Below are 6,647 nucleotides of genomic sequence, written 5' to 3'. Positions count from 1 at the left end.
GGCCATACGGGGATGACACAAGCAAGAAGCCCAGGCAGAGGTGTGCCGTGCGGCAGCTTCGTGAAAAGCCTGGCGCGTGTGCGGTTGGGTCAGTCGCGCCAGGTTGTGGCTGGGTGGTGGTCTGCTTCCGGTAGTTCGCTGCCCACCTTGATCAGGCAGGCCACGCAGAGGGTGCCCTCCGGGCGTCTGACCAGGTGTTCCGGGGGTACCGAATGGGTGCAGGCCGCTTCGAAGTAGGCCTTCGAAGCCTGTTGTGCGGAAAAGGCGTGGCACAGCGAGTCGTACCCGCTGTGCCACCACACGTACGTCATGTCCCCGACCTCCCTACTACCTGGTAGGACGCGTCAGGGGCGGAAGTGTGACGCGTGTCAGCTCAGTCGTTCGATGACCATCGCCATGCCCTGGCCGCCGCCGACGCACATGGTCTCCAGGCCGAACTGCTTGTCGTGGAACTGGAGGGAGTTGATCAGGGTGGTCGTGATCCTTGCGCCCGTCATGCCGAACGGGTGGCCCACCGCGATGGCGCCGCCGTTGACGTTGAGCTTGTCCAGGTCGATGCCCAGGTCCTGGTAGGACGGGATGACCTGGGCCGCGAAGGCCTCGTTGATCTCGACCAGGTCGATGTCGTTGATGGACATGCCGGCCAGGGCCAGGGCGCGCTTCGACGCCTCGACGGGGCCCAGGCCCATGATCTCGGGGGACAGGCCGGACACGCCGGTGGAGACGATCCTGGCCAGCGGGGTGATGCCCAGCTCCTTGGCCTTGGTGTCGCTCATGATCACCAACGCCGCCGCGCCGTCGTTCAGCGGGCAGCAGTTGCCGGCGGTCACGCGGCCGTCGGGGCGGAAGACGGGCTTCAGGCCCGCGACGCCCTCGTAGGTGACGCCCGGGCGGGGGCCGTCGTCGGTGGAGACGGTCGTGCCGTCGGGCAGGGTGATCGGGGTGATCTCGCGGGCCCAGAAGCCGTTCGCGATGGCCTTTTCCGCCAGGTTCTGGGAGCGGACGCCGAAGTGGTCCATCTCCTCGCGGGAGATGCCCTTGGACAGGGCCAGGTTCTCCGCGGTCTGGCCCATCGCGATGTAGATGTCGGGCAGTTCGCCGCGCGTGCGCGGGTCGACCCACTCGCTTGCGCCGGTTTCGGCCACGGACTTGGTGCGGGTCTCGGCGTCGGTGAAGAGCGGGTTGTGGGTGCCCGGCCAGCTGTCCGACGAGCCGCGCGCGAACGACGACACGGTCTCCACGCCGGCGCTGATGAACACGTCGCCCTCGCCCGCCTTGATGGCGTGCAGCGCCATGCGGGTGGTCTGCACGCTGGACGCGCAGTACCTGGTCACGGTGGTGCCGGGCAGCTGGTCGAAGCCGGCCAGCACGGACACGACCCGGCCCATGTTGAAGCCCTGCTCGCCGCCGGGGAGGCCGCAGCCGAGCATCAGGTCGTCGATGTCGTTCGGGTCCAGCTGCGGGACCTTCGCCAGTGCCGCCTTCAGGACCTGCACGGTGAGGTCGTCCGCGCGGACGTCCTTGAGCGAACCCTTGCCCGCACGCCCGATGGGCGACCGGGCTGCGGAGACGATCACGGCCTCAGGCATTACGGAACTCCTTTGTTTCGCCGCAGAGCGTGCCTTGCAGCCTAGTTAACGCTTGTTCAACGCGGCCACCACTCGTGACGCAGGACGCCGACCAACGGGGGCAGCAGGATCGATGCAGCCGCTTCGTACCCGGCGGCACTGGGGTGGAACCGGTCCCGGCTGAAGTACTCCCGCCGCGTCACGAACTCCCGCGCGAGCAGGTCGCCCAACGCCACCGGCACCCCGCCCGCCGCCAGCACCTCCCGCCGCTGCGCCCGCGCCAGCCGCAGGCTCCACTCCCGGGCCACCGACCGCAGCGGCTGCGCGATCGGCTCGATCGACCCCAGGTCCGGGCACGTCCCCACCACCACGCCGACCCCGGCCTCCCGCAACCGCCGCACCTGCACCCCCAGCAACGCCGCCGACACCCCCACCGGCACCCGGCTCGTCACGTCGTTCGCCCCGATGATCACCAGGCACAGCTCCGGCGGGTCCGCGACCACCCGGTCCACCTGCGCCGACAGGTCCCGCGTGGTCGACCCGCTGATGGCGTAGGTCTCCAGCCGCACGGGCCGCTCCAACTCCTCCGCCAGACCGGTCGCCAGCAGCACCCCGGGCAGCTCGGCGGGGTCGTCCACCCCCAACCCGGCCGCCATCGAATCGCCCACTACGGCGAACCGCACCGGCTTGTCGTCACCCTCCCCGTACACGCCGTCGGCGCGCGGCGGCGGGGCGTCGGGCACCCCGATGACCACCCGCGCGCGCCGGGACTGCCGCGTGAACAGGCCGTACGCCAGTCCGGTGACGCCACTCACCGCGCCCAGCACCACCGCCACGAACCGCCACCACCGCACGGTCACCACCCCCTCGGAGACCATCGTCCACAAAGCCGACGGGATTACCCGCCAAACCGCCGCGGCTCGCGCGTCCACTCGCAGCGGTTACGCTGCGCAAGTCATCTCGCGTTGTGGGAAGGGACCTGCGGTGGAGTACGTCGAGAGCGTCGTGGACCTGGTCGGCAACACGCCGCTCGTGAAGCTGAACAAGGTCGCCGAGGGGCTCAAGCCGCTCGTCCTGGCCAAGGTCGAGTACCTGAACCCCGGCGGCAGCGTGAAGGACCGGATCGCGCTGCGCATGGTGGAGGCCGCCGAACGCTCCGGCGAACTCCAGCCGGGCGGCACGATCGTCGAGCCCACGTCGGGCAACACCGGCGTCGGCCTCGCCCTGGTGGCCCAGCAGAAGGGCTACAAGTGCGTCTTCGTCTGCCCGGACAAGGTCAGCGTGGACAAGCGCAACGTGCTCAAGGCCTACGGCGCCGAGGTCGTGGTGTGCCCGACCGCGGTCGCGCCGGAGCACCCGGACTCCTACTACAACGTGTCCGACCGCCTGGTCCGCGAGATCCCCGGCGCGTGGAAGCCCAACCAGTACGCCAACCCGGAGAACCCGGCGAGCCACTACCACGGCACCGGCCCCGAGGTGTGGCGCCAGACCGAGGGCCGGATCACCCACTTCGTCGCGGGCGTCGGCACCGGCGGCACCATCTCCGGCACCGGCAAGTACCTCAAGGAGATCTCCGAGGGCCGCGTGAAGGTGATCGGCGCGGACCCGGAGGGCTCGGTCTACTCCGGCGGCACCGGGCGGCCGTACCTGGTCGAGGGCGTCGGTGAGGACTTCTGGCCGGACGCCTACGACCGGAACGTCTGCGACGAGATCGTGGCCGTGTCCGACAAGGACTCCTTCGACCTGACCCGCCGCCTGGCCCGCGAGGAGGGCCTGCTGGTCGGCGGCTCGTGCGGCATGGCCGTCGCGGCGGCGCTGCGCGTGGCGGAGGGCCTCACCGAGGACGACGTGGTCGTCGTCCTGCTGCCCGACGGTGGCCGCGGCTACCTGTCCAGCGTGTTCAACGACAAGTGGATGGCGCAGTACGGCTTCATGTCGCCCGACACGTCCGGCGCGACCGTCGGCGACGTGCTGCGGCGCAAGGACGGCACCATGCCCGACCTGGTGCACGGCCACCCGAACGAGACGGTCGCCGAGGCCGTGGCGATCATGCGCGAGTACGGCGTGTCCCAGATGCCCGTGGTCAACGCCGAGCCGCCGGTCATGGCGGCCGAGGTGGCGGGCGCGGTCAACGAGCGCGACCTGCTCGACGCCCTGTTCACCGGCAAGGCCCAGCTCACCGACCGCCTCGACGCGCACATGTCGGTCAAGCTGCCCACCATCGGGTCCGGCGAGTCCATCAGCGCGGCGATGACGGCGCTGTCGGCCGCCGACGGCGCCCTCGTGCTCGACGACGGCAAGCCCGCCGGCGTCGTGACCCGCCAGGACCTCCTGGGCTTCCTCGCGGGACGCTGACGCAGGTCGGCAACGACACGTTCACCGGTTGCCGGTGGCCGGCGCGAGCTCATCCGCTAGCGTTGGCCACCGACTCATACACCTACGGCCCACGCCAAGGGGGTTGGAAACTCCGATGAACGCTCCTCAGCCGCCAGGGAACCAGCATTTCGGCGGTCACAACCAGCAGGAGCAGGGGCAGGGTGCCCAGCCCCCGAACGCCGACGCGACCCAGGTCGTGCCGAGCGGCGGCTCGTCCCCTGCGTTCCCGCCCCCGGAGGCCACCCAGGTGGTGCCCTCGTCCGGCCCGCAGCAGGCGGTGAACCCGGACGCCACGCAGGTCGTGCCGCCGAGCGCGACCCAGCAGCCGCCGTCGGCGTCGGGTGGCTTCCCGGCGCAGCAGCCGCCCGGGTCGGGCGGGTTCCCGGCGCAGCAGCCCAACCCCTACGGCCAGCCCCAGCAGCCCGGCCAGTACGGGCAGCCCCAGCAGCCGCCGGCCTACGGGCAGCAGCCGCAGTCCAACCCGTACGGCCAGCCGCAGCAGCCGCAGAACCCGTACGGCCAGCAGCAGCCGCAGTCCAACCCCTACGGCCAGCCGCAGGCGAACCCGTACGGCCAGCCGCAGCAGGCCAACCCGTACGGCCAGCCCCAGCAGCAGCAGGCGTGGGGCGCGCAGCCCGGCTACGGCCAGCCCGCCGCCTACGGCGCCCCGCCCACCGGCTACGCCGAGTGGGGCTCGCGCGCGGTCGGCGCCCTGATCGACTACGGCGCCCCCGGCGTCGTCGTCGGCATCCTGGTCGGCATCGGCTCGGCCACCGGCGACCCGACGCTGGCGTTCCTGCTGGCCGGTGTCGGCTACCTGGCGCTGCTCGGCTTCATGATCTACAACTCCTGGTACCTGGCGGGCACCACCGGCCAGTCCCTGGGCAAGAAGGTCGCGAAGATCAAGCTGCTCAAGGAAGAGACGATGCAGCCGATCGGCTTCGGCAACGCCTTCGTCCGCCACCTGTGCCACTTCGTCGACTCGCTGCCCTGCTACGCGGGCTGGTTCGCGCCGCTGTGGGAGGTCAAGAAGCAGACGTGGGCCGACAAGATCCTCGGCACCATCGTCGTGAACGCGCCGGAGACCGGGATGCCCGGCGGCGGGTACCCGGGCCAGCAGTCCTACGGCCAGCCCGCGAACCCGTACGGCCAGCAGCAGCAGAACCCCTACGGTCAGCAGCAGAACCCGTACGGCCAGCAGCCGCCGCAGCAGTGGTGACTTCGCACCTGTCGTGACACCGCCCGCGAGGCCGTGTCGGCTTGTCGCGTCGCGTTTCCCGACGATCACGTCCTTCCGATCGGCGGGAAACGCCACGCGACGAGCCGACCTCAGGCGGCCGAGCCCCGACGCCCGAGGCGGCGCAGTGGATACAGCCGATTAGGCCAGCGGGCGGTGTTTTTTCACCCGGTCGTACCCTTGTGACATGACGGACTTCGCCCCCTACGGTTTCGCGACCAGGGCAATCCACGCGGGCCAGGACCCGGACCCGACGACCGGCTCGGTCATCGTCCCGATCCACGCCACGTCCACCTACGCCCAGGACGGCGTGGGCGGCCTGCGCGGCGGCTTCGAGTACTCGCGGACCGGCAACCCCACCCGCGCGGCACTCGAGGAGTGCATGGCGGCCCTCGAAGGCGGCAGGCACGGCCGAGCCTTCGCCTCCGGCATGGCCGCCACCGACACGGCCCTCCGCGCGATGTGCCGCCCGGGCGACCACGTCGTCATCCCCAACGACGCCTACGGCGGCACGTTCCGCCTGATCGACAAGGTCCTCAGCCAGTGGGGCGTCGAGCACACCCCGGTGCCCCTGTCCGACGTGGACGCGGTGCGCGCGGCGATCCGCCCGAACACGAAGGTCGTCTGGGTCGAAACGCCCACCAACCCGCTGCTCAACATCGCCGACATCCCGCTGCTGGCCCAGGTAGCGCACTCGGCCGGCGCGCGGCTCGTGGTCGACAACACCTTCGCCTCGCCCTACCTCCAGAGCCCGCTAGCCCTGGGCGCGGACGTGGTCCTGCACTCGACCACCAAGTACGTCGGCGGCCACTCCGACGTCGTCGGCGGCATCCTCGTGACCTCGGACGACGAGTTGGACGCGGCCTTCGGCTTCCTCCAGAACGGCGCAGGCGCGGTCCCCGGCCCGTTCGACGCGTGGCTGACACTGCGGGGCATCAAGACCCTAGAAGTCCGCATGGAGAAGCACTCGGACAACGCAGAGCTGGTCGTCCAGGCCCTGCTCCGCCACCCCCGCGTGACGTCGGTGCTGTACCCAGGCCTGCCCGAACACCCCGGGCACGAGGTCGCGGCGAAGCAGATGAAGCGGTTCGGCGGGATGATCTCGTTCACGGTGGAGGGCGGCGAGGAGGCTGCGCTGCGGGTGTGCTCGCGGACGAAGCTGTTCACGCTGGCCGAGTCGCTGGGTGGGGTGGAGTCGCTGATCGAGCACCCCGGGAAGATGACGCACGCCAGCACGGCCGGGTCGATGTTGGAGGTGCCGGCCGATTTGATCCGGGTGTCCGTGGGCATCGAGTCCGGCGAGGACCTGGTGTCGGACCTGGTGGCAGCGCTCGACTGACGCAGGCCACGACGCTTCGAGGGCACAGCGCACGGCTTTTCGGCGCGCGGAGCGCGGTCTTCGCGCGCGGAGCGCGCGGTAGGTGTTACCTACAAGTGGAGGGCCTCGGTTCCCCCACCGTATGGCC

At 70.8% G+C, this 6,647-nt stretch carries 6 protein-coding genes; 3 read left to right on the top strand and 3 right to left on the bottom strand.

Annotated features, from left to right (window positions below):
- Positions 1-89: 89 nt before the first annotated feature.
- From WBN91_RS38780 to WBN91_RS38770, 3 genes are read right to left on the bottom strand one after another with little or no spacing between them, the layout of a single operon-like run.
- Positions 90-311, bottom strand: a complete 222-nt coding sequence (locus WBN91_RS38780; RefSeq protein WP_337729278.1) for a hypothetical protein — start codon at positions 309-311, stop codon at positions 90-92.
- Positions 312-368: 57 nt separating this feature from the next.
- On the bottom strand, positions 369-1,589 hold the full coding sequence (locus tag WBN91_RS38775) for an acetyl-CoA C-acetyltransferase (RefSeq protein ID WP_337729277.1): 1,221 nt from the start codon (positions 1,587-1,589) through the stop codon (positions 369-371).
- 56 nt (positions 1,590-1,645) lie between these two features.
- Entirely contained in the window at positions 1,646-2,446 is an 801-nt protein-coding gene (locus tag WBN91_RS38770) for an SGNH/GDSL hydrolase family protein (RefSeq protein WP_337729276.1), read from the bottom strand.
- A gap of 106 nt (positions 2,447-2,552) precedes the next feature.
- On the opposite strand from WBN91_RS38770, the gene WBN91_RS38765 reads away from it, so the two are divergent.
- From WBN91_RS38765 to WBN91_RS38755, 3 genes are all read left to right on the top strand, one after another.
- Positions 2,553-3,923 carry a cystathionine beta-synthase gene (locus tag WBN91_RS38765; RefSeq protein WP_337729275.1) on the top strand — a complete coding sequence of 457 codons (1,371 nt, stop codon included), beginning with the start codon at positions 2,553-2,555 and terminating at the stop codon, positions 3,921-3,923.
- A gap of 115 nt (positions 3,924-4,038) precedes the next feature.
- Positions 4,039-5,163, top strand: coding sequence for an RDD family protein (locus tag WBN91_RS38760; RefSeq protein WP_337729274.1), 1,125 nt, complete (start codon positions 4,039-4,041; stop codon positions 5,161-5,163).
- Between the two features lie 205 nt (positions 5,164-5,368).
- On the top strand, positions 5,369-6,520 hold the full coding sequence (locus WBN91_RS38755; protein WP_337729273.1) for a cystathionine gamma-synthase: 1,152 nt from the start codon (positions 5,369-5,371) through the stop codon (positions 6,518-6,520).
- The last annotated feature ends 127 nt before the right edge of the window (positions 6,521-6,647 follow it).

It is taken from the genome of Saccharothrix sp. CCNWYY140 (assembly GCF_037401995.1).
In the GTDB taxonomy this organism is placed as follows: domain Bacteria; phylum Actinomycetota; class Actinomycetes; order Mycobacteriales; family Pseudonocardiaceae; genus Actinosynnema.
This window is presented reverse-complemented; position numbering and strand designations above follow the sequence as displayed.

Excerpts from the sequence above, each read along its gene's own strand:
- WBN91_RS38780 (WP_337729278.1), bottom strand. The coding sequence starts at position 311 with ATGACGTACGTGTGGTGGCACAGCGGGTACGACTCGCTGTGCCACGCC.
- WBN91_RS38760 (WP_337729274.1), top strand. The coding sequence starts at position 4,039 with ATGAACGCTCCTCAGCCGCCAGGGAACCAGCATTTCGGCGGTCACAAC.
- WBN91_RS38770 (WP_337729276.1), bottom strand. The coding sequence starts at position 2,446 with ATGGTCTCCGAGGGGGTGGTGACCGTGCGGTGGTGGCGGTTCGTGGCG.
- WBN91_RS38775 (WP_337729277.1), bottom strand. The coding sequence starts at position 1,589 with ATGCCTGAGGCCGTGATCGTCTCCGCAGCCCGGTCGCCCATCGGGCGT.
- WBN91_RS38755 (WP_337729273.1), top strand. The coding sequence starts at position 5,369 with ATGACGGACTTCGCCCCCTACGGTTTCGCGACCAGGGCAATCCACGCG.